We start from the raw sequence: 23,062 nt of genomic DNA, 5'->3' as shown, positions 1-23,062 counted from the left end.
TTTAAAATTCTGCAAACCTTTTATCATTTAAAAACTCGTTATCGGTTAATGTTTTTAAAAATGCTATAATAGCTTCCTTTTCATTAGTATTTAAATGAATTCCTAACGAACCATCTGCTTTTTTCAATTGCTCATCTACTTCACCTCCATTTTCAACCATGCCATCTGAATAAAAGTTTAGTACTGCCTCTAAAGTTCCAAAACGCCCATCATGCATATATGGAAAAGTCATTTCTATATTTCTTAAACTCGGCACTCTAAATTTGTAAAAATCAGATTCATACCCAGAAACACGTTGCCTTCCTTTTTCTTCAATATGTTTTGGGTTATACGGGATTCCATTATTTCTATAACTCTGATCTGAAAACAAATCTGTAGCATGACAAGATGCACATTTACTTTTAAAAAGAGTCAACCCTGTCTGCTCTAAACTTGTAAAAGGTTCGCCTTCTTCTTGTCGCATTACTTTATCGTATTTTGAGTTTGCAGATACCATCATAACCATAAACTGAGATAATGCTTTAAGCATACGTTCAGAATTAATTTCTGTTGTACCAAAAGCCTTCTCAAATAGCTGTGGATATTCAGGCAGGTTTTCAAGCTTCTCTAAAACCGAAGGAATCGTTTCGTTCATTTCAACTTCAGCAGTGATAGGAATTATTGGCTGCAAATCCAAATGAATCGCTGCCCCATCCCAAGTAAATTCATCAAAAAATGCTAAATTTTGGATGGGTTGGGTATTTCTAAAACCTTCCAATCCATTTTCACCATGGCTAATAGTATGTCCGTGGTGCGTAAATGCTGAAGCTTGTTCATGGCAGAATCCGCATGAAATGATACCGCTCGATGATAAATTTCCTTCATAAAAAAGCTTTTTACCAAGCTCAAATCCAGCATCTGTTGGGGTATTAGCCTCCAGGGCGTATTTTATTTCAGGAAAGTTAGAAGGTTGTTCAACCTCTAGAGCCATTGGCCCGGGTATATAAGCTTCATTATCATCATCAGAACATGACCATAACGAACATATAAAAGCTATAATTAATATTGTTTTTTTCATAACCATTAAATTAGCTTGATTAGGAATATACTTAATCAAGCTAATTATATTATGTTATTAATTATGCACATGATGCACCATAAACATTCCACTAACGTTAGTAGCTATTTGAGGCGATTTTACAGCATCAACATGAATTTGCGGAGCATCGTCTAATTTAAATTCAGTATCTCCCATAAGCGTATTGGACAAGTCAGCAACGATATGGACTATTGGAGTCATATCTGTTCTTACTCGAGCAGTGTTAGCTAAAGTCATACTAATTTCTTTATAATTATCTAGTGCTGTTCCATGACTTCCCATATGATATGCAAATGCGGTTTCAGTAGTTGTATCATCGGATGTATACAAACCTTCAAACACAAAAAACTTATAACCTGCTTGCCAAGACCACATCATGCCAGCTTCCTGTGCTTTGGTTAAAAAGTCTCCTTGACCATCGGCACCTTCCAAATATTTTGCTTGATCTACACCTAAACCATAAGTGATTTTAGTGTAATTTGCTGCTGGCACATCCGATAATTCAATCATTTGAGAATCTTCATTGGACTCATCAACAATAAAGTAAGATTCATTTTTGGGTACTACATAAACATGACCATCTTCATCTTCCAACTTAATATTACTAACAATATATTTTACTTTAGATATTTTAATTTTTTCTGTACCTGAAGCGTTGTAAGAACTTGTGTTTAATAACAAATCAGAATCTAGATAAGCATTATCAAATTCTACTGTTATAGAACCTGACCCTGTGATAACTTCTTCATTGTCATCAGATGAACATGATAGGATTGATATGGCTAGCATGATTAAACATGCGAATTTTATAATTTTCATTAATATTTAATTTAAAATAGATATGCTTTTAAGGCAAGCACCATATAGCCTAATGGTAATATGATTATCCCACGAAAATATGCTTGGTTTCCCGCAGTCATATTTCAATAAAGGACATTAAAAAAAGGCATACCACACCACTTAGTGGTATTAGCAGCACACAATTAAACCTGATTAGAGATCAAGCTTTATTTTAAATTAAATAATGGGAGGCCTGAATAAAGTCATATCGTGTAAGAACGAATATGTATTCATGTAGTTGTTTATATCCTTTGTTTTTTGGGGTAAAAACAATTTATCGTGTGTAAAAGAATAATCTTGAGGGTTATTAAAAATAGAATAAAAACATTCTAAAATAGCTATTGTATTTAAATTCCCATTCTGCGAGCCTTCATTAGTTTCAATTTGAATTTGCTTCGCTAAATGACATTTCCCATTACACTGTAGTTCAGGCTTATCAGTATTAATACAATAATTTTCAATAATGTAGTCTATATTTAACTGGTAGTATGCCACTTGCCCTAAATAATATGCGGGTCTTACTGATAGAACTAAGAATAATAGTATGGCAATACTTTTTTGCAATCTAACTTTTTTTGCAAATATAAATAATAGATTATCAATAAATATTAAAAAAGCGACCTTTTGGTCGCTTTTTTTATGGTTTTAAATAAATTAAACATTGATCTAACTCTGGGTTTTGCTGTACTAGAGAATGAATAAAAATTTTAAGCTCTTCTATCTCATAAGGCAATAAACGTTGTAACGCCTTTTGTACTTCTTTGCAAAACAATGTGGTGTCAAAACTGACTTTATTGAGTACAGTCTTTGTGTACTCTAGCATTGCTCTTGCCATTCTTTTTGTTTAGGTTTAGGTTTTAATAAATAGTAGATTTTTTTATAGGCTTTTCTTGTTTTAATAACATTTAAATGTACTAAAAAATTGCGTAAAATTGGCTTTTTAGAACAAAATTAACATTTTAAAATCGGTTGTCGCCATCTAATAAATCACCTAAACCTCCAAGAATACTACCTTCCCCTTTATCTTTACCTCCACCTCTTGGTGCCGAAGCTAAAACGCGACCAGCTAGCCTGCTAAATGGTAAGGATTGAATATATACCGTGCCTGGGCCTTGAAGCTTAGCAAAGAACAAACCTTCGCCTCCAAATACTGTGTTTTTAATACCCCCTACGAATTCAATATCATAATCTACAGTTTGATCAAAACCAATGATACACCCTGTATCTACCCTTAAGGTTTCTCCTGCTTTTAATTCTTTCATTGCCATGGTTCCTCCGGCATGAACAAAAGCCATTCCATCGCCTTCAAGCTTTTGCATAATAAAGCCTTCGCCTCCAAAAAGTCCCCGACCTAACTTTTTTGAAAATTCGACACCTATACTCACCCCTTTTGCTGCGCATAGAAAAGCATCTTTTTGGCAAATAAATTTGCCTCCAAATTGGGATAAATCAATGGGTATAATTTTTCCAGGATACGGTGATGCAAAAGACACATTACGCTTTCCTGAAAGATTGTTATAAAAAGCTGTCATAAACAAGCTCTCTCCAGTTAATATTCGCTTTCCGGCTCCTAATATTTTTCCTAAAAATCCCGAGTCTTTTTGAGAACCGTCTCCAAATATGGTTTCCATTTGTATACCATCATCCATCATCATAAAGCTGCCTGATTCTGCAACTACCCCTTCATTTGGGTCTAATTCTATTTCTACATACTGCATTTCTTCTCCGTAGATTTTATAATCAATTTCGTGTGCTGTCATTTTGAAAAAGTTTATTCGTTTAAAGATTTATTTGTTTATATGTTGATCTGTCAAGAGTTTTGTTACATCGTTTTTTAAATAATTAGCTTTCAAAGCCGATTAACCACAGGCTTTAAGTAAACTATTGAAACTATAAACTAACTTTTAACTTTAATACTCCACTCAAAAGTAAACGTCGACACTTCGTCCCCAATCTCATCAATTCCAACTGATTTTAAATCTACCGTTTGACCTTCACCTGTTTCTACGGCTTTACGCACAACCTCATCAATTAAATGTCCATCCTGACATGTAAAATGAATTCTACCAGTAGCTTTTTTTGTAAATCTTGCTTGATTTGAAGTCACTAACATAGAAATACGCTTTCCTGATATTTGTATTTTAGACATCATTAAAGCTCCTGTTGAAAACTCGGCTGCCATACCTTGTACTGCCCAAAACATAGATTTAAATGGATTCTGGTTTATCCATCTATGTTTTACAGATACCTTGCACTTTTCATCATCAATATGCTTTACTCTCACACCACATAGATACGCAGATGGCAGCTTTAGCATGCTAAAAGTATTTAGTTTACTTGGAGTCAATTTCATAAATTCACTATTTTATTATATCCGCATTTTCGAAACAAGATAAGATTTTATAATAATGTTGTGCTAATTTTATATTTAGTTTAATTTACATCGAAAAAAACGCCTAAATATATCCGTTAAATTTTAAAAAAATTAAACAAAAAAATCCCAAGCTTCATTGAAGCTTGGGATTTAACTTAATAACTATTCCTTTAAGATAGAGGAATACCTTATTTTTTTACCAACTTTAAAGTCCTTGAGCTAGTTTTACTAGATACTTTCAAAATATATATGCCTTGTTTTACTATTGAATCTGCATTTTTCAAATTGAAATCTAAAAGACCTTTGATGTCTTCAGAATAGATCACTCTTCCGTGTAAATCAATAATATCCAAGGAGTTAAAATCATGATTAGCCGGCAAATCTACTTTAAGACTGTTTTCAAATGGGTTTGGATAGACTTTAATTTTACTATCCGAAATATCAAATTCATCAGTAGACAGGTAGTTTGAATCTACCTTTATAACTTCTGTATCTTTCAATTCCAAATTCCCAGGCCATCCTACGCCTAAAACTCTTATAAATACGCGCCACTGATACCCTCCACCATTGGGAGGTAAATTATCTAGGTTAAAAACAAACTCTTTTTCGTGAGTCCCTGCTGGTTGATTCCCAAATTTTATTGTTTTAACTCTCCAACTATTATTTCTTAGTAATTGTATTACGATGTCTCTATTTTTATCGGTCTCATAACGTACTTTTATTACATTTCTAGTACTATTAATTATAGTGGGGTATTCAACAAAAGTTGAGACATTTAAGTCTTGATTAGCGTCTATAGAAAAACCATTTTGCACTTTTCTTATAGTAGTGTCATCTGTAACCGATTTCATAGAAGTAACTATTTTAAAAGTTTTCCCCCATTGTAATGGTGTACTTAGTGAAATGGTTACTGGTACCTCACCTGTTCCTGCATCTACCTCCACAATACTAGAACTAATAACATTCCCGTTTAGTTCTGCTAAATCAACCACAATAGACCTTGTTTCAACGGCAATATAACTCACTGTTAAAGGCATCTCTAATAAACTGTCTTCAAAGGTGGTAAAAGGATTAACCAAAGCGACTTCTTCGCCTGTAGGATTTTCTTCTTCTTCTTCACAAGTATTAGTTTCTTGTATAAGTGCAATTTCTGATGGTAAATCGGCTAGGTTTCTATCTTTAAATAAAATAATTCTATCTAGTTGAAAACCATGTGAACGACCACTTAAATTTAAGGTGTAATCTCCAGCCTCAGGAAAAACAACACTTACTCCATGAGATTCATGACTAATTTCTGCTGCACCATTCAAGGTGAAATCATCATCACTACGCCCTACATACTTGTAAAATTGTTTTAAAACGACCCCTCCATTTCCTCGAGCAATATCATTTGAAAAATAAAACCAGGCATCATTACCTAGATCACTTCCTTGTTCTTCTGGCGGCTGTCTCATTGTCCATTTAAAGGTATAAGTTCCCGGATTGTTTATTTTAAAAGTATATGAAATATTATTTGCTGAGTTTACATTTTGATAAGAGTTAGGACCATCATAGTAAATATATTTACCACTTGATGCTTTAGCGGCATCATTTCCTATTTTCCACGCACCTTGCAGGTTAAAACGTTCGGCTTCAAAAACCAATAACCCGTCCACTTCTTCTGGGTCGCAATCTTCTTCTTCTGGATCGTTTGCTGTTACCTCAACACATTGAAAATCAACAGATCTCCAACGCCCACGAGCCCATGCAAATCCATCACCTTCAGGAATAGTACCATTGGAATGCGTGTTAGACTCTATCTGAAAAACATCTCCCTTTTTAATTGCAACATCCGTAAAAGTATGCGTAAAAGGTGCCATATCAGTGATTGCAACAGGGTTTTGGAAAGACCCTACTAATTCTCCAGAAATTCTAAGGCGATATGTACTCTCTCCATCTTCTTCGGTTAAACTTGTTATCGTAATGTCATAGTTTCCAGTTGGGCCATCAAACACTTTTTGGGTTGCACCAAATTGGTCTTTATACTGCACTGCGTCTACGGCAATTGCATTCCTTCCTACATCTTTATAACTTATTACATAAGGATCTATTTGCGACATTTCGAAGTCTTGCACGCCATTAAAACTAAAATCTTGACAAGGTGTTGTAATTACTTCTGGCGCTACACCCTCACCTACAAAATTTTCGAATTTATTTGGATTTCCAAACTCATCATCAAGAAGTAAATACCATACCATACCTGCATCTGACATATCAGCTTTATTAGATGGGTGGAATATTAATCGGGAGTATAACCATTTAATATCTTCTCTATCATGATCACGTATCCAATAATAAGGTGAAAAATCTGTTCCCGAACACCACTTTACTGCAACATTATCACAACCATTTTGATCCTGAATTTTCTTATATTTAATTCTATCTCCACTTAGTGTAATAGTTTGCGCCATGGTATGGTGAGCCGTTCTTCGTAAATGGTTATCATTGTATCCACTATGAGAAATTACTTGTACATGAGAAAGAGGATCTAAATCGCCATCGTTTACAACTTGCTCAACAGCTTGATAGAAAAACTCAGAAGGCCCCATGTGTATAAAAAACAAAGGATTATTTTCCGTAGATTTTTTAATTTCGTTTACTAAGTGCGTAATAGCTGTGGATGGATTTACAGGAACATCAAAAAACCGTGTACTATCAAAACCCCATCTTTGAATGGCACCATTTACAGCATCGGCCATATAATTTATGGAAGACGTATGCGCTGGAGCACCAATAAAATTATTATATGAATAATGCACTAATTTATCTTGTAATCCTGCTTTTGCAAGCATAGCTAATGCTGCAGGTGTACCACTCCAATCATCAGGATCGGCCTTAGGCCATTGTGCTTCAGGATGATCATCGGCTTGATTGTTTCCATCTGCACTTATAGCAATTCGATGGTTATCATAACCAAGTGCTTGAGAAAACACTTGACAATTCAATAAAATAGCAAAACATAATGCTAAATGTTTAATGTTTAATTTCATTCTTATTTAATTTTAGTTGTTATTGATTATTACATTTTAAGAAGCAGAATTAAGATACCATGGGTAAAAAATTTAAGTAACCTCACTGAAACCTTGAATGTAATTTATTGATACACCAATACTAGTAAATAGCTTTAAACACAAGGGTTTTTATCACTTTACAATAACTATACTAATAGCTGTTTTTTAGATATAATCCTTCTTTTTGTGATAACTGACATTTTACTTCATTAAAAAAAAGTTTTAAGTCAATGAAGATTGAAGTTACTTTTCTGTGGTTCTTCTTTTTAAAAAATGTTAATTTTATGTTAATTTTTAGTACTATGCGTAACATAATACCTTTTTTTAGACATATATTTGCATAAGAAACTATTATATGTTTTAACATCAATCAAAAAAATCATGTTAACCAGTCATCAAAAAAACATCGCCACTTTTATTCATTTATCTACTTTTAGCAGGTTTATTATCCCTTTTGGAAATTTTATTGGTCCCATCATCTTATGGGTTAGTAATAAGGATAAATCTGAGTTTATAGATGAACATGGGAAGCAAGCTATAAACTTTCAAATAAGTATTTTGCTTTACGCCATAATTTTAGGAACCCTTACTATTCCGTTTTTCATTTTTAAAATATTTAACGGAATTGAGTTTATAGACTTTAATGGATTCAATGATTTCCATATCAATTTAGGAAAGCCTTCTCTCTTACTATACATTGGAGGTGGTTTAGGAGCTTTAGCCATTATTGGCTTTATACTAGAACTTATTTTTATAATTATGGCTAGTTTAAAAGCTAGAGACGGCAAGTTATTTCAGTACCCACTAACCATCAATTTTTTAAAATAAAACATATCATGACTCATAACGAAGACTTTATTAGAATACAATACTGCGTTAGGGATTGCAGTGAAAAGCCCACAGCGAGGTACGAGCGAGGACTTGTATCGTAAAGCCCGACCCTTGTGGTAACGCCAAAAAAGATAAAAATTTCATCAATATAATCATCAATCTGTACTGAACTTGTTTTAGTATAAAATCAATCAAAAAATGAACAGTTTTACAACATTAAACGAATGACACTATGAAGATAGAAAACACAAAAGCACAAATGCGCAAAGGGGTTTTAGAGTTCTGCATACTATCTGTCTTAAAAGACAATGATGCTTATGTAGCAGAGATTTTAGGCACCTTAAAAGACGCTAAGCTGCTCGTAGTTGAAGGTACTATTTATCCTTTACTTACGCGATTAAAGAATGCCGGACTTCTTAATTACCGTTGGGAAGAATCTACATCTGGACCACCAAGAAAATATTATGGTTTAACCGAAACAGGAAAACTATTTTTAAAAGAATTAGACACAACTTGGAGTGAATTACATAATGCAGTAACTATAGTAACAAGCCAAAAAACAACAAAAAAATGAATAAGACAGTCAACATAAATTTAGCAGGTATATTTTTTCATATAGATGAAGATGCGTACTTAAAATTACAACGCTATCTTGAGGCTATAAAACGTTCATTTACCGACTCGCAAGGTCGATCTGAAATCATAGCCGATATAGAAGCTCGCATAGCAGAACTATTTAGTGAGCGTGTACAGAACGAAAAACAAGTCATTAGAATTAAAGAGGTGGACGAAGTTATCTCAGTTATGGGACAGCCCGAAGACTACCTTGTAGATGATGAGATTTTTGAAGATGAACCACAACCGGCATACAAAGCAAAATCAACGCCATCAAAAAAATTATTTCGCGACACTGAAAACTCATATATAAGCGGAGTATCTTCTGGTCTGGGCCATTACTTTGGCATAGATGCTATATGGATTAGACTCGCATGGATTCTACTCATTTTTGGAGCTGGAACTGGTATTTTACTATATATTTTACTTTGGATATTAGTACCAGAAGCCAAAACGACAACCGAAAAACTAATGATGACGGGGGAACCTGTTAACATAAGTAACATAGAAAAAAAAATAAAAGATGGCTTTGAAAGTGTAACAGATACCGTAAGCGGTGTTGCCAAAAATGTGTCGGATTCTGTCTCGAACGCTGCCAAAAATGTAGATGTTAAGAAAGGGGCAAACTCGATAAAATCATCATCTCAAACTTTTTTCGATGCAGTAGGTAATGTGATTATGTTTTTCTTTAAAGTACTCGCGAAGTTTATTGGCATATTACTCATTATTATTGGAGCGGCAACACTTATTGGCCTTATAATTGGTTTGTTTTCATTAGGCATTGTGGATATTATAAATATCCCTGGACTTGATTTAGTAGATATTGCAAACACGGGAAACACACCAATATGGCTAGTATCCCTTTTAGCATTTTTTGCAGTTGGTATTCCGTTCTTTTTCTTGTTTTATCTTGGCCTTAAAATTCTTATAAACAACTTAAAATCTATTGGTAACATTGCTAAGTTCTCCCTATTGGGCTTATGGTTACTATCTATAGTAGCATTGGTAGTCATAGGAATTCGTCAGGCTAATGAACATGCTTTTGAAGAATACCATATTGAAAAAACGGAAATTCCTATTACTGCTGCAGATACTTTGAATATTAAAATGACTCATAATGAAAACTATAATGCTGGGTTTTACAGAGGTAGAAACAACTTCAAATTAGCCCATAATAATGATGGAGATAAAGTTATTTATGCGTCAAATATTGAGATTTTAGTAAAATCTACCACTGACAGTATCGCAACTATTGCCATAGAAAAAAGTGCCGATGGCAGCAGTTATGATAAAGCCATTGATCGTGCCAAAAACATTAATTACAACTTCGAGCTTAGAGACAAAACATTAATTCTTGACGCTTACTTAACCACAGACCCTATAAATAAATATAGCGACCAAGAAATTGACATCATTCTTTATATTCCTGAAAAGACAGTTGTTTATTTCAACAACAGTACGAAAGCGTTTCTTAACTATAGAAAACATAATGGCAATGTAATTTCGAGCAAAAGCACAAATCATTTTATGAGAATACTTGATAACGATTCTGAATGTTTGGATTGCCCTGTCGAAGAATTTGATATATCTGTAGATACTGAAGGTGTGAAAATTAATGATGATGGTATAGAAATCAATGCCGATGATAGCCGCATAAAAATTGACGAAAATGGTGTTAAAGCGGAAACAGAAGAAGTAAAGGTTAATATTGATTCTAACGGTATAGACATACAGACTGAAAACTAACAACTCGTCATTAAAAAACAACATTTCAGATATTTAAGTTATTAATCACAAAACAAAAAACAGATATTTGAACAACCAATAAACATAAATTAATCATCAATCAAAAAACGAACAATCATGACAACACTCATCAAAATTATTATAGCCACATTATTAAGTTTATCCCTTTTCTCTTGTAATTTCGATATCAACATGGGAGTCAAGGGTAACGGGGATGTAGTCACTGAAGATAGAACTACAAATGAACCTTTTTCCACGATAAAAGCAGCAGAAGGTTTAGATGTTTATTTAACGCAAAGTGATAATGAAAGTATTTTAGTGGAAGCAGATGAAAATTTACAAAGCCTAATTATAACCGAAATTGAAAATGGAGTATTAAAAATACATACAAAACAGAATATAGGCTCTGCTACTTCAAAGAAAATCATAGTGAGTTTCAAGGATATTTCAAGCATCATTTCAACCAGTGGTAGTGATGTTTACTCAACAAACACGATTTCTACTGAAAGTTTGGAACTGCAATCAACCAGTGGTAGCGATATGAAGTTAAGTGTTAACACATCTGTTTTAAACTGTAAATCGACAAGTGGTAGTGATATGCGCATATCTGGCACTACTTCAAAACTAAATGCTGAAGCTACAAGTGGGAGTGACATAAAAGCAGCAGATTTGCAGGCAGAATCTAGTCGTGTAAAAGCTACTAGTGGCGCAGACATTACTATAAACACTTCAAAAGAACTAATAGCGAATGCGAGTAGCGGGGGTGACATAATGTACTATGGCAACCCTGTAAAAGTGAACAAAACGGACAATCCTTCTGGAAGTATAGAAAAGAAATGACTCTACTTAAACAATCTAAGACTAAAACACTCCTGAAATAGAAACTTAGGAGTGTTCTTTTTAGTAAAAAAACTAAACATTCTCACTCAATCTTGTAAAGGAAATTGAAAAACTATTTTCCTAAGTCTTATAAATGTTTCGGGGTATTAATTGCTTCTTTAAGCAAATACACTGTAGAGTTTCCAATCCAAATGGACACGCCATTTTCATCAGCAAACCATTCCCGTGCGTCATGATTTTTTAAAAACGATCTAAACATTGCTTGACATCAAGCTATATGAGTTATACTAACTTACTGATTAATTTAAACTTATGCCTGCATATAAACAACAATTAAGTAACACCAAGACTATAAATAATTTAATCCTTTTTATTTTCATTTAAATTACTTGTTTGCTGTTCAATTCTCGCACGTTGCTTTTCACTCAGTCCGTGCTTGCTATAATAAAACTCGGGAGAATAATTATAATAGTGCTTCTTCATTTGGTCATCATGAATACTTACACTCAAGTCACAATCAAACCGTGTCAGAATAGTATGATTATACTTCCAGTCCCCGCCCGCATTTATAAAATGGGAAATCCCCCAAGAGATACCTTTCCCATCTTTAGTATCTGTAAAAGCATCTGGTATATATGGTCCTGCAGCAACTGGCAATAATTCAGTAATTGAAGCAATTTCAAAATTAACCCAATCTTCAGCATATTGAATAGTGTTATGCTCCTGTCCGTCCCGTTGAACTATTGCCGCTACACCTTTCTTAAAGGGGAACAATGTTGTTTCATGACCAGAATTTATCACAGGATTTAGTGGATGCTTAACAAATGGTCCTAATGGGTCTTCTGCAATAGCCAATCCTTGCATACGAATCTTTGAAGGTTTTAAATCTGGTTTTTTATCAAAATCTCCTTTATAATAAAGATAAATTTTTCCATCATGTACCAGAGGATAAGGGTCATGAATAGAATATTGATCCCAAGAACCTTCCGAGCCATTTGGAATTACAACTTTACTAGCAGATATCCATGGACCATCTGGCGAATCGGAATAGGATACCGCTACAGGACAAAAATCACCTCTCAGACCACTCGCTTCCATAAATGCCTGATAATATAAATAATATTTGCCCTTCCATTTTAAAATATCTGTGGTTGTAACCGAACGCCATCCAGGTTGAGGTTTTGGTGGACGTGGCACAGCAACCCCTTGCTCTTCCCAAATAAAGCCATCATTTGAAGTGGCATACCATATATCAGATAAGTCCCAATCTGAAGAAGGAATAGTGTCATTCGCTTCTTTAGCACGAGCCATTCCTACAGGTTTTACCGGTGTGTGCCTGTAAGTATACCAAACATAATACTTACCGTTTTCAAAGATCACTTTAGAAGGATCTCGACGTGTTATAGTACCGTCTCCATTATTATAATCAAACCCCTTTAATTCCGTGTACTTAAATTGTGTATATAGTTCTGTTTGCTCAGGTCTTATCGATTCATATGCGTCATAATTTCGCGCTACGGCAGCACTTAAAGGGCGATCTGGCTTGTCTTCTGGTATAAAGAAAGGAAACTCAAAACTGTCTTTATTCTCTTCAATGTTTATCTTTAAAGAAGTTTCACATGAAACCAACGAAACCATTAAAACAAGAAGACATACAATTCTTTTATTTTTTTTCATAATTCTTAAAATTCAAAAATCAAATTAATTACAATGGGGTTATCATCATTTCCAAAATAGTTTTCAGAATTCCCCTGTGGCCCCATTTTATCTCCCATTTGAAACTTTGTGCCAATTGCAGGGATATTCTTTACAAATGAGATATTACCTTCTGGAAAATCTACTGAAACTCTATGATTTGGATCTTCTTTTGGTTGCTGAGGCGTTAACATTCGCAAAAATGTATTTTCCGAATTACAATACACTGTAAATCCATTATCATGTTTTCCTTTTAATTTCATCCAATACAAACTTGAAAAGAAGCCTTTAAACTCAGGATACACAAAACCAGATTCGCCTGTAACCGTGTTATTATAATCGTTTTCCCAAACTTGAAACTTAGTACCCTTCATTCTATTACGCCAAACTCTGTATGGGCCATCTCCTAGCCATTTCACACCTAAAACTTCTGTTTCTGGATAAGAAAATGTTATTCCTTTAAAGCCTTTAACTATTTTCTTTCCTTTAATTTCAAGATACAAATCAAGTAATCCGTTTGAATGGATTGTCCATTTAATAACATCGGAACTATATTCTTTATGTTGTGCCCAGGTTGGAGATTTATCAGTCATTTCAAAAATGGTAATTAACTCTACTCTATCATCTAAAATGTTAACCTTGACAGATTCAATTTTGTCTTTATGATTGAAAATAATAGGACCATCACTTAACGGAATTACTTTTTCGTTTTTTTGAACTTCTTTTAACACACTAGTTTCTTTAGAAAACACATAGCGCATATTGTTGGATGAAACATAAACCAATCCATTTTCTTCCCATGTTGAGATTTTTCCGTTATTGGAAATTTTCATGTGGGCTTTATTGCTTTGTTTGGGTGTTTTAACAGGATATGTCCATGTAAAAATTTCTTTACCATGTTTGTTAGTTGCTGTTAAATGTAAAGCATCCGCTGTTCGCCAAATTTCAGGTAACTTCAACTTAAAATCGCCTTTAGCTAAAGGTTCTAAATCTGGTAATTCTACATGGCTTTCAGAAATAATCTCAAAATCAGTGTTGCCATGCGGTCCATTAAAACGCACCCATTTAGCAGTCATTTTACAAGCTTTTAGATTGGTAAAATGATACCGGTTTTCAACTCTAAAAACACCATTAAAATCAGGTTTAATGTACCGCTCTTCTATATGAATAGGAGACCATACTTCCTTTATTGTAAAATAACTAGCTTCCTTCTCACCATAAGGTCCAACAATACCATCTGCAGCATGGTTACCGTCAGTATCTAAAACACCATTTTTATCTGTTCTTACCACAGCTTCATCTGCAAAATCCCATAGAAAACCACCAGCAGAAAGCGGCATATTCCACATTTGTTTCCAATAATCTTCTAAACCAGCACCATGACCTCCATCATATAATCCATGTAAAAATTCAGTGGGGAAATAGATTTTATCTTTCGCGTAAGTATCGTAAGCAAAAATGTGATAACTTGGGTAATGCATGGTATTGGTTTTATTAAAAATATTCCAAGGGTGAATTACTTCTCGTTTTTGAATATCCCAAAAAGCATAATCGTCATCCAACTCGCTATTCCAACCTGTTTCATTTCCATTTGCCCAAAGTAAAATTGAAGGGTGATTTACATCGCGTATAACAGTTTCTTTTACAATTTTTTCACCAACTTTGGTGTCTAAATGCGGTGAATGCCATGTGCAAACTTCATCAATAACAAATAAACCTAAAGAATCACATGCATTGAGAAAATGTACATCTGGCGGATAATGAGACATTCGCACCGCATTCATATTCATATCTTTCATCATCTTTATATGTTCTATGCTTAATGTTTTAGATGTTGTCCTTCCAGAAGATGGATAAAACGAATGCCTATTTACGCCTTTAAACTTAATGCGCTGACCATTAACGTAAATACCATCACTTTCTACAACCTCAACAGTTCTAAAACCAATACGCTTAATGACTTGATGCAATACTTTTCCTTTTTTATCTAAAATTTGAATATTCAAATTGTAAAGGTTTGGAGATTCAGGATTCCATGATTTTATGTTTTTAGCTTTGGTTGAAACATGCCATTTATCAGTTAAATTCGAACTTTCAATTGTTAAATTTTGTACGTCTTCTCCATTCAAATTTGATAAGGATAAACGTATTGATTTTACTTTTTTTGATGTTGAAAAGACATCAGTTTTTAGTGTTCCATCAGATTTTGCATCAATTGCTACTCGCTCTATATGATCTTTTGGTAAAATTTCTAAGTACACGGGGCGAAATATCCCTCCAAAAATCCAAAAATCTGCATTTCGCTCAGCATGATTAATGGATTCGTTTTCAGAAACTTTATTCACCTTAACTTCTAAAATATTTTTAGTTCCGTACTTAAGAAGTTTTGAAATTGAATATTTAAACTCATAAAAAGCACCTTGGTGAATTTCTCCAGCAAGCTGTCCATTAATTTTTACTTCAGCATCAGTCATTACGCCTTCAAATACAATCCTTACTTCTTTATTTCCCCATTCTATTGGTGCTTGAAATACATGTTCATAAAGTCCATGCTCGTCATGTATTTCTTTTTTAGATTTAGCATCATGACCGTAGTTATAATTACCAAAGCCTTGTAATTCCCAACAAGACGGCACACCTATTTTTGTCCATTTTTTACTGTTCATTCCATCAGAACAATAAAAATCCCATTCCACTAAATTATCTTTATCCGTTCCAGACAGATAGTGTATTTCAGTTTTTAAACTGTCTTGAGCCACAACGAATTGTTGTAAAAGAACCATGAATACAACTAGAAGTGGTTTTAATTTTTGCATCATATATAGTTTAGTTAAAATTGACGTAATTTTTAGCTAATAAATTTAATCTTCTAACTATTACGGTCTCAAATCTAAGGGAAGTTATTTATTTTCGTAACTTTAACGCACCTTTAACGGTATCTATAACCGTTAAAGTATATCTATTTTATCAATACCCACGTATTATCTATCCAATGTTGCCACAATTTAAAGAGCATCAAAAGCAGAGCCTTGTAACCAAAATAAAAGAGAGCAATACCTTTAAGAACGCTCCTACAAGCATAGCTCTTTTGCAATATTTATTTGACGCAACAACTAAAGACACCGATTTAAAAGAAGCAGTTATCGACATTGAGTTTTTTGGAAAACAAGCTTCTTTAGGCAAGAATACTCCAAGAGTTAGGGTTAATGTCTTTAACTTAAGAAAAAAGCTAGCTGACTATTATATATCAGAAGGCGCAAATGATGTTTGGGTCTTAACAATTGACAAAGGACAATACCGGATTCGATTTTATAAAAAAGAATCAAAAAGCCTATCTACTCTAACACTAAGTTGGTCAAAAATAATACCTTATGCAGGGCTTCTTATTACAATTTTAATAATTATTTATACAAACACCACTCCTAAACCACCTAAGGTATGGGGTAAATTTCTTGATAATAATATAACTACAAATCTTTTTATTGGTGATCACTTTGGAGTAACGGGAAAAACAATTACAGGTGATGTTGGATGGACAAGAGACTTTAACATAAACGATGTAAATGAATTTTACGATTTTTTAGAAAAAAACCCTAAACTTAAGAACTCACTTAAACCAGCCAATTACTCCTATACCACAAGAATGGCAGCCCTTGCCACTCAACAATTTCAAATATTATTTCAGAAGTACAAAAAAAACTTCAATATTCGATTTTCTACTCAAACCTCAATATCAGAAATAAAAGAAGGCAATGCCATATATGCTGGTCCTACCAAAAACAACAATCAGTTTATTCATTTTTTTAATGAAGGAAACCCTTATTTCAAAATAACAAACGACTCTCTTATTCTTAATAATCATCCTGAATTTTCAAATACCAAATACTGCATTAACAAAGCAAACTACACTGAAGAATATGCTATTGTTTCAAAATACTCAAGCATAAACAACACTGAACATTTTGTGTTTTTTTCTCAACACGATATTGGAGTTATCGCCACTACAGAATACTTCACAAACAAAGATAGTCTAGCGCTTTTTAAAGACAATCATCTTAAGAACTCTGAACATTTTACTGCTATTTTTAAAGTAAAAGGCCAAGACAGGACAAATACTAATATTGAACTAACTCAGGTAATTTCTTTTTAATTTATAACTTTTAATAATTAAGATTTCTCTTTATCTCAAATCCAAAAGTAAATCAAATAGCAATATTCCATTTTGAAGTCATTTTAGTTCAAAGATCAAGGATAAATATTCATCATAAATTAGTAATAACAAGTCAAATAATCCCTTGCTAAATTTATTACATAAAAAACTTACTACATTTACAAAACTCTACTTTTAAGTTAAGTAAAGTTTGTTTCTTGTTAATATTTAAATTGGGAATTTAACCTGCGGCAAGGACTTTAGCTAACCTTAATCGAGCAAAAACCATATTCTATAGTTACAATTAAACAACATAAAATTACGTGAGTCTAAATTTAAACCCACTCAAAAACCACTTTTACATTCAAAACCAAAACCCACAACTACATAAGTTGAAAACCAAATTAAAAATAGATGTATGTCAATAAATAAGACTTTAAAATCAACTAAAAAGCGCTACAATATATTAGCTCTTATTTTTGGCACTGTAGTTATTAACTACCTTGATCGTACGAATATTTCCGTTGCAGCCTCTGCAATTAGTGAATCTTTGGAGCTAACCTCCGTTCAAATGGGGTTAATTTTTTCTGCGTTTGGTGTAGCCTATGCTGCTTTACAAATTCCAGGAGGCCTTATTGTTGACAAAGTAAGACTACGATTGCTATATGCCCTCATGTTATTTTTATGGTCTGTAGCTACACTATTTCAAGGGTTTGTAAATTCCTTCAAGCTTCTTTTAGGATTAAGAGTAAGTATTGGTGTTTTTGAAGCTCCATCCTATCCTGCTAACAATGCCATTGTAACAAAATGGTTTCCCGAAAGTGAACGTGCTACAGCTATAGCCATTTATACATCAGGACAATTTATTGGATTAGCTTTTTTGTTTCCTGTTTTAACTCTAATTCAAGATAAAGTAGGCTGGAGAGGTTTACTTATTGTTTCTGGTATTATTGGTATTATTTGGGCCGTTGTTTGGTACGCTTTTTATCGCGACCCCGATCAACACAAAACTATTAATGAACAGGAACTTCAAATCATTAAAGATGGTGGTGGTTACGCAAAAAAAGAAAAGCTAGTTGAACAAAAAGAAAAATTTAATAAGTCGGATTTCTACGAAGCTTTCAAACATAAAAAGCTATGGGGCATATACTTAGGTCAATTTTGCATTGGTGCTGTATCTATATTCTTTTTAACTTGGTTTCCGACTTATTTAGTTGAATTTAGAGGCTTTGATTTTATTAAATCAGGTTTCTTAGCTTCAATACCATTTTTAGCCGCATTCTGTGGTGTTCTTTTAGCGGGGTTTACATCGGATTATTTAATAAAAAAAGGACGTACTCCCGAATTCGCCAGAAAAACGCCTGTACTTATAGGTCTATCTTTATCAACCCTTATTATTGGCGCAAATTATACCGATAGTACGTTCCTTATTATTTTGTTTTTAACTATTGCCTTTTTTGGAAATGGCCTTGCCTCAATTACTTGGGTATTTGTATCCTTAATTGCACCTAAACGTATTATTGGCCTTGTAGGAGGGGTCTTCAATTTAATTGGTGGCTTATCAGCAGTTATTGTTCCTTCAGTTATTGGTTTTTTGGTTCAAGATGGTGATTTTAGCCCTGCTCTATTTTTCATTGGTGCCTTAACAGTAGTAGGCTTTCTTTCATTCTTATTGGTTGTTGGCAAAGTAAAGCGCATAGAACTAAAGCCCACGACTGAACATAAAAATGATAAGAATTAAGGTATTCCTCTTTAAATTATATTATATATTGCACCTCGAAAAACATCTAGATCGCACATATTACTCCAAGTAATTACATCGAACTTATTAAAAAAATCGCTTGTCATAAGCAACTAGTTATGAATCAGAACAAATTAAAAGATAACCTCATTAAAGGTCAAACATTATATGGTCCGTTTTGCAAGTTGCAAGATCCTGCCATAGTTGAGATAGCTGCATTAAGTGGTTTTGACTTTGTTATCATAGACATGGAGCATGGTCCATATAGCATTGAGTCTACTCAAAATATGATTAGAGCAGCCGAAGCCAGAGGGATTACACCTGTGGTAAGGGTAACTGAAAACTCAGAAACATTAATTTTGAGGGTTTTAGATATTGGTGCAAAATGTATTCAAATCCCACAGGTTTGTACAAAGGATGATGCTAACAAAGTAGTAAAGGCAATCAAATTTTTTCCAAAAGGAGAAAGAGGTATGTGCCGATACGTGCGTGCTGCAGAATATACTAATATCGAGCCAGAAAATCATTTTGGAAAGGCCAATGATAATGTTATATCGATTATTCATATTGAAGGGATGGAAGGTATAGAAAATCTCACCGAAATCGTTCAAGTTGACGGTATCGATGTTATTTTCTTAGGCCCTTATGATTTATCTCAATCTTGTGGCGTACCTGGACAGGTTAATGATCCTAAAGTAGTTAATGCCATGAAAGAAGCAGTAAAAACAGCTAAAAAGCATGGTAAAGCTGTTGGGACATTTACTGAGTCTCCTGAAAAAGCCAAAATGTGGAGAGATATTGGTGTTCAATATATTTCTTATGCTGTTGATGTTGGTTTAGTGATGAATACCTTTAAAAGCATTACTTCTGAACTAAAGAACTAAGTCGACACAAGTTCATTTTTAGCAAAAGACCTATAAAAGGTTATTATAGAAATCTACTTATGCCTTAATTCGAATAAGAGGCTAAATAAAGGTTATTTTCTGGTTAAGACCTAAATGAATCATTTTGTGATTTGGGGATAACAGTACTACTAAACTCTTATTCGTGTTTTAATTTCGTAAACCCAACCAATAACTCTCCTGTCTTTGTTTTACCGAGCATTTTACATGCAAAATTATCTTTGGTAACACCATGCCCCTTACCATCAAACTCAACTATAAGGTTCCTACCTTTTTTTCTTACTCTCTTAACTCTGGCACCATTTCCATAATTAACCTTTTCTGAAGCACCAAAACGTAATGAAGGTATATCAATATCCTTCTGTGCGTCAAAACCAGGTTCTGACATTATAAGTATTTTTATTGATTTCGTATCCTTGTTAACTAAAGTTCTATTTAGCATTTTAATGCGCTTATGAAGTGTAAGTGGAACAATAATATTTTTAGAACTGTGCTTGTCTCCAGCTAAATCATCGGCTTTTGGCACATCAATAACGGCCAATGAAAGGTGAGTTGCACGTCCGTATTGGTCTTGTAAAACATGTGGTCTTTCTAATTTATACCAATGTGTTTGTGTACCATCTTCATAAAGTGTATTATTGGGCGTATAAGCCGTTCCTGGATTAAATTTCCAATGAATACCATCTGGAGATCGTAAATAAATGGCTCGATAATCCCAAAATGCATTTATCATCATGTGGTATTGCACATCATCTTTCCACAGAACAGGATCTTCATAATTCGAATTTCTATATTTCTCAGGAATAATTGGGTTTCCTTCGATTGGCTTAGTAAGAACTTTATAGGGTCCCAAGGGATTTCTGTTTTCGCTAATCATCATAGCTCCTCCTTTTGTAACAAAAAGAAAATGTCCGTCATCCAAATGCACACCAGATAAGTTTCGATAAAAGCGATAAAAGCGCTCTGGTATTTCATCGGCAGTTTCTGTATTAACTTCCATAACCCCTAGACGTTTCCAAGGACCATTCATGCTTTTTGAAGTAAACAATGTTGCCTCCCAGTTTATTAAAGCATAAAGCATGTAAGTCCCGTCATTTAATAGAATTATATCTGGATTATGTCCAAAGCCGTTAGCATAATCATAGGCAACCTCTCTTTTAATAGAATACGGTCCTGTTGGATTAGCTGATATTGCATGTGCAACAGTCGACTCTGGCCATTCCCAATGTCCTTTAGTTGCATTTGCCGGCCAACGTGTCACACACATATGATATTTACCATCTGTTTTATCATAAACCGGACGACCACCCCAATAACTCCAATTCGGGTTTTCAATACCATTATCTGGATCTCGTGGTAAAACACCATTTGCTCCCCACAAATCTGATCGTAACTTATTGTGTATTGGCATTGGTTTAATTAAATCACTGAAAGATGCTCCAGAAATCATTTTTACTTTTGCTTTTACTAGCTTAGAAGCCTCACTCCTATTTCCGCTAAAATCATAAGCATATACCACATACGTATTTTCAGTTCCTTTTAAAGGTGTAAAATCCATATAGTTATCACCTGTTATATCATGAGCAATTTTTTGCATATTTTCGCCCTTGGCATCTCCCCGATATACCTCGTAATTTTTAATATCTGCGTCCGAATTTTTTACCCAACTAATTTTTAATTCAGCATCAAAAACCTCAATTTTAACATTCTCCGGCGAAGCTGGTGCTTCAGTATCAGGTTTTACGATTTTTATTTTATTGGATCCTCCAGATTCTTCTAAATCAAACCGAGTCACAACATAGGTATACTCAACTCCCGGTATAAAATCACTATCACTAAATTTATTCAGTTCAGTTTCTCCTATTAAGTTATAAGTAACACCTTTTTCAACTTCAAAACCTCTATATATTTTAAACTTAGAGTTTGGTCTAGCCCTTGAATCAGTCCAACTTAACTCAATACCCCTTTCCTTAGATTTTGCTTCTAAAATAGGTCCAGTTTTTTCCAGTGAAACTACAGATATATTAACATAATGCAGATAAACCTTAACATCCTCTCCCGAATAAAACGTTGCTCTTACAAATGGCAAACCTGCCCGGACATCTTCATCACTTATAATATAACGTCCTTTAAAATGCTCAACAACCTTATCTGAGCCAATCAATTTTACTTTTTCCGCCAGAACTCGTTCATGTTTTCCAAAGACTAAACTTAAAGTAATCGTGCCCTCGCTTATATATTCTAAATCGGCCCCAAAACTCCAGTTTAAAACATCACCTTCTTTTGGTTCTTGATATTCAGGATTTGTGTCCAGAACTTTTGACTCAGCTATAGCAATTTCGTTCATTGAAAAGAGAGTTCCTCGATGAAGACCTATTGGGTATTCACTTTCCCCCTTAATAACGGTAGTCGCCCAAAAAGGAGATTGCTCTGCTTTCCTCCAATACCCCCAAACAGCAGAAAAGTCACCATCATTAATATTTTCATGGGGAGCATTATCCCCAAGGAGTACCATTTGTGCGTGTATTGGTAAAGTGAAAAAAATTACCAATAAAACAAATAACCATAATCTCATAAATATTATATTTTCTTATTTAGAACTTACTATTAAATCTTTTTTCTTGCTACACTCGAGTTCTATGTAATAACCCCCTTCATTGCTTAACTCCTCTCTTCGTTCCGATATCTCCACCTCCGTATAACATTGACTCACTTGAATTTTCACTTTGACTACTCCATATTACACTATAATTTTCTAACCTATCCAACAAGTTTTATAAATTATCGAATTGCACACTACTATTCTCATGCCTACAAGTAAATAAACATATCAATAATACAGTAAATAATGAGAATTTGAGATAATCAAAGAAATGATGTGTTTCTTTAACACAGATGTTTTTTTAAGATGCAGATTAAAGTGCGTTTATAACAAAAGTTTAATATTTTCAATACTATTTTGAGTAACAAAATTCATCCTAAATATATAACTATATAATGATTTGACGTCAAAAAAAAACAAAATGAATAATCTGAGTCTTATATTAAAACCTCTATTAAGTTTCTATTCAAAAAATATATGCCTTAACTCATGAACATCTGTTTTCCCGATTATATTATGTAGTGATTTAAAATTAATAAGATATTTCTTTTCTAAGGAACCCTATGGAGTGATGATGTAATTTTAAATTACTGTTTGT

17 protein-coding genes are annotated in these 23,062 nt (G+C 33.6%); 7 read left to right on the top strand and 10 right to left on the bottom strand.

The annotated features are described in order from the left end of the window. Position 1: 1 nt before the first annotated feature. The 7 genes from Q0857_RS09825 to Q0857_RS09795 form a co-directional block, all read right to left on the bottom strand. The gene (locus Q0857_RS09825; RefSeq protein WP_298534485.1) at positions 2 to 1,057 is read right to left on the bottom strand and encodes a cytochrome c peroxidase; all 1,056 of its coding nucleotides are present in this window, start codon (positions 1,055 to 1,057) and stop codon (positions 2 to 4) included. Positions 1,058 to 1,114: 57 nt separating this feature from the next. Beyond that, positions 1,115 to 1,897 (bottom strand): MbnP family protein, encoded by a 783-nt coding sequence (locus tag Q0857_RS09820; protein ID WP_298534482.1) that lies wholly within the window; start codon positions 1,895 to 1,897, stop codon positions 1,115 to 1,117. A 198-nt stretch (positions 1,898 to 2,095) separates the two neighbouring features. Then, positions 2,096 to 2,482 (bottom strand): hypothetical protein, encoded by a 387-nt coding sequence (locus Q0857_RS09815; RefSeq protein ID WP_298534479.1) that lies wholly within the window; start codon positions 2,480 to 2,482, stop codon positions 2,096 to 2,098. 73 nt (positions 2,483 to 2,555) lie between these two features. Then, complete coding sequence (locus Q0857_RS09810) at positions 2,556 to 2,753, bottom strand: hypothetical protein (RefSeq protein WP_189360808.1); 198 nt, start codon at positions 2,751 to 2,753, stop codon at positions 2,556 to 2,558. A gap of 124 nt (positions 2,754 to 2,877) precedes the next feature. After that, entirely contained in the window at positions 2,878 to 3,678 is an 801-nt protein-coding gene (locus Q0857_RS09805) for a TIGR00266 family protein (protein ID WP_298534470.1), read from the bottom strand. A 137-nt stretch (positions 3,679 to 3,815) separates the two neighbouring features. Continuing rightward, positions 3,816 to 4,271, bottom strand: a complete 456-nt coding sequence (locus tag Q0857_RS09800) for a DUF4442 domain-containing protein (protein WP_298534467.1) — start codon at positions 4,269 to 4,271, stop codon at positions 3,816 to 3,818. A 209-nt stretch (positions 4,272 to 4,480) separates the two neighbouring features. Next, positions 4,481 to 7,321 carry a T9SS type A sorting domain-containing protein gene (locus Q0857_RS09795; protein ID WP_298534464.1) on the bottom strand — a complete coding sequence of 947 codons (2,841 nt, stop codon included), beginning with the start codon at positions 7,319 to 7,321 and terminating at the stop codon, positions 4,481 to 4,483. 402 nt (positions 7,322 to 7,723) lie between these two features. On the opposite strand from Q0857_RS09795, the gene Q0857_RS09790 reads away from it, so the two are divergent. The 4 genes from Q0857_RS09790 to Q0857_RS09775 all read left to right on the top strand — a co-directional run bounded on the left by Q0857_RS09790 (position 7,724) and on the right by Q0857_RS09775 (position 11,374). Continuing rightward, positions 7,724 to 8,170 (top strand): DUF4870 domain-containing protein, encoded by a 447-nt coding sequence (locus Q0857_RS09790; RefSeq protein WP_298534460.1) that lies wholly within the window; start codon positions 7,724 to 7,726, stop codon positions 8,168 to 8,170. A 235-nt stretch (positions 8,171 to 8,405) separates the two neighbouring features. Next, positions 8,406 to 8,747 (top strand): PadR family transcriptional regulator, encoded by a 342-nt coding sequence (locus Q0857_RS09785; protein ID WP_298534457.1) that lies wholly within the window; start codon positions 8,406 to 8,408, stop codon positions 8,745 to 8,747. Next, positions 8,744 to 10,534 (top strand): PspC domain-containing protein, encoded by a 1,791-nt coding sequence (locus tag Q0857_RS09780; RefSeq protein WP_298534454.1) that lies wholly within the window; start codon positions 8,744 to 8,746, stop codon positions 10,532 to 10,534. Before Q0857_RS09785 ends, Q0857_RS09780 begins: the two co-directional genes overlap by 4 nt. Positions 10,535 to 10,651: 117 nt before the next feature. Beyond that, on the top strand, positions 10,652 to 11,374 hold the full coding sequence (locus Q0857_RS09775) for a head GIN domain-containing protein (protein ID WP_298534452.1): 723 nt from the start codon (positions 10,652 to 10,654) through the stop codon (positions 11,372 to 11,374). A gap of 360 nt (positions 11,375 to 11,734) precedes the next feature. Here Q0857_RS09775 and Q0857_RS09770 read toward each other — a convergent pair whose 3' ends face one another. Continuing rightward, complete coding sequence (locus Q0857_RS09770; RefSeq protein WP_298534449.1) at positions 11,735 to 13,051, bottom strand: glycoside hydrolase; 1,317 nt, start codon at positions 13,049 to 13,051, stop codon at positions 11,735 to 11,737. A 5-nt stretch (positions 13,052 to 13,056) separates the two neighbouring features. Beyond that, entirely contained in the window at positions 13,057 to 15,888 is a 2,832-nt protein-coding gene (locus tag Q0857_RS09765; protein WP_298534446.1) for a glycoside hydrolase family 2 TIM barrel-domain containing protein, read from the bottom strand. Positions 15,889 to 16,061: 173 nt separating this feature from the next. On the opposite strand from Q0857_RS09765, the gene Q0857_RS09760 reads away from it, so the two are divergent. The 3 genes from Q0857_RS09760 to Q0857_RS09750 all read left to right on the top strand — a co-directional run bounded on the left by Q0857_RS09760 (position 16,062) and on the right by Q0857_RS09750 (position 19,844). After that, on the top strand, positions 16,062 to 17,219 hold the full coding sequence (locus tag Q0857_RS09760) for a hypothetical protein (RefSeq protein ID WP_298534443.1): 1,158 nt from the start codon (positions 16,062 to 16,064) through the stop codon (positions 17,217 to 17,219). Positions 17,220 to 17,637: 418 nt separating this feature from the next. Further along, entirely contained in the window at positions 17,638 to 18,960 is a 1,323-nt protein-coding gene (locus Q0857_RS09755; protein WP_298534440.1) for an MFS transporter, read from the top strand. Between the two features lie 119 nt (positions 18,961 to 19,079). Further along, entirely contained in the window at positions 19,080 to 19,844 is a 765-nt protein-coding gene (locus Q0857_RS09750; RefSeq protein WP_298534437.1) for an aldolase/citrate lyase family protein, read from the top strand. A 157-nt stretch (positions 19,845 to 20,001) separates the two neighbouring features. Here Q0857_RS09750 and Q0857_RS09745 read toward each other — a convergent pair whose 3' ends face one another. Continuing rightward, positions 20,002 to 22,437 carry a hypothetical protein gene (locus Q0857_RS09745; protein ID WP_298534434.1) on the bottom strand — a complete coding sequence of 812 codons (2,436 nt, stop codon included), beginning with the start codon at positions 22,435 to 22,437 and terminating at the stop codon, positions 20,002 to 20,004. Between the last annotated feature and the right edge of the window lie 625 nt (positions 22,438 to 23,062).

This window comes from uncultured Algibacter sp. (genome assembly GCF_947495925.1).
Classification (GTDB): Bacteria; Bacteroidota; Bacteroidia; order Flavobacteriales; family Flavobacteriaceae; genus Algibacter_E.
This window is presented reverse-complemented; position numbering and strand designations above follow the sequence as displayed.